The organism is Streptomyces sp. NPDC054956, from assembly GCF_053609185.1.
Genome location: NZ_JBSGXB010000619.1, coordinates 1 through 1,636 on the forward strand (window position 1 = coordinate 1; position 1,636 = coordinate 1,636).

Sequence of the window (1,636 nt, forward strand, 5' to 3'; positions counted from 1 at the left end):
GGCGCGTGCCGCCGTCCAATAACCCACTTCGGCGGCGGACTTGCCGGACGCGACTCCCTTGAGCACCACGTTGCCCACCAGCCGCGGAGGCACCTCGTCCGGGACCGCTTCGAGGACGGCGAACCCGAACCGGTCGCCCGTGGCCCACCCTTGCTCCTGAGCCCGCACCCACCGCAGCCCGTCGCCCTCCCCCTCCATCGGCGAGCCGGCCCACCGGCGCAGATCGGGATCCCGGTACGCCTCGACCAAAGCGGCGACGTCTTCCACGCACCACGGACGGAGCACGAGCGCGGGAGCGCCCGCCGTCGCGGCGGCCTCGAGTATGACGGGGTCGTTCACCCGGCGATCATATGCACCGCCCGCTCCCCGCGCGGGTCGCGCTCGCGCAGCCCGGTCCTCACGGGCGATCGCTCGGCAGGGAGGGGGCCGACGCGGCCAGCAGCGCCCGCGCGGCGTCCGACAGGGTCCGCGCGTCGACCCGGGAGGGTCCCACCGCCTCGACGTACGTCGCGCCCGCCCCGTCCGCGTACCGTTCCGCACCGCTCGGATCGGCGCCTGCAGGCCACCCGTCCCGGGCGGAGTGCGCGTCGACGATGAGGTACGGCTGCTCCTCGTCGAAGCCGACGACCGCATCCACCCGGGTGTCGCCGTCGTCGTACAGGGGCAGGGAGCCGGATTCACCCCTCCCGGCCGCCAGGACGCCGACGATGCCCCGCGCGAAGGCCCGTACGTCCTCCGCTCTCGCCACGCCGGCCAGGTGGGGCGTGATCTCCACGAGCCACGTTCCGTCCGGGACCCTGCGCCGGACGGTGAATCGCACCGGCCGGCCCCTTCCGTCCTCCAGCGCGCCGAACTGCGCGACGATCTCGCCGAATTCCCGTATCGCACGTACGTCCACCGGTCGACGGTAGCGCTCCCCCGCCGGGGTGGTTCCCGGGGGGCCAGTGGGCGCAGTGCGGCACGGCTCGCTGGGCAGAGGGGGGTCGCGGGACGAGGCTGTGCGCTGCTCCTTGTACGCAGTGACGCCGCGAAGACGGAGGTCCGTACCCCCATGACCCACGCACATCTGAGACCGGCCGAACGGCGCCGCGGACCGGGCGGGAGGGCCGGGGTGCCGACCGCGATCGCCATGGCGCTCGTACTGGCGCTGCCCGGGACCGCGCTGGCCGCGCCCGGCGATCTGGACCCCGGCTTCGGGGCCGGCGGCCGCGTGACCACCCCCTTGACGGCGTACGCGGAAGGCCACGACATCGCGCGGCAGGCCGACGGCAAGCTGGTCGTGGTGGGTCTGAGCCAGGAGGGCTTCGCACTCGCCCGCTACAACACCGACGGGAGCCTCGACACCACCTTCAGCGGTGACGGCATGGCGACCAGCGACTTCGGGGGCGGTTCCCACTCGGCCAACGCGGTGGCGATCCAGCCCTCGGACGGAAAGATCGTCGTGGCGGGCACCACCGAGGTGCTCGGGGAGGAGGGCGGCGGCTGCTGCTTCTTCTCCGTGGCCCGCTACAACACGGACGGCAGTCTGGACACGACCTTCGGCGAAGGCGGACTGCGACGGGTCGAAGAGTTCGGCGGGTCGGCGGACGGCGCGGACGTGGCGGTGGAGGCCAACGGCAAGATCCTCGCCGTGGGC

The 1,636-nt window shown here is 73.7% G+C and carries 3 protein-coding genes; 1 reads left to right on the forward strand and 2 read right to left on the reverse strand.

The window, feature by feature from the left end:
* Together ACWGDE_RS38800 and ACWGDE_RS38805 are read right to left on the reverse strand one after the other, a co-directional pair.
* The coding region (locus ACWGDE_RS38800) for a GNAT family N-acetyltransferase (protein ID WP_453393795.1) at nt 1-339 on the reverse strand (339 nt) is incomplete at its 3' end.
* A 58-nt stretch (nt 340-397) separates the two neighbouring features.
* The gene (locus ACWGDE_RS38805; RefSeq protein ID WP_453393796.1) at nt 398-898 is read right to left on the reverse strand and encodes a hypothetical protein; all 501 of its coding nucleotides are present in this window, start codon (nt 896-898) and stop codon (nt 398-400) included.
* A 213-nt stretch (nt 899-1,111) separates the two neighbouring features.
* Between ACWGDE_RS38805 and ACWGDE_RS38810 the strand changes: the two genes are divergently transcribed.
* A partial coding sequence (locus ACWGDE_RS38810; protein WP_453393797.1) for a delta-60 repeat domain-containing protein occupies nt 1,112-1,636 on the forward strand: 525 nt, incomplete at its 3' end.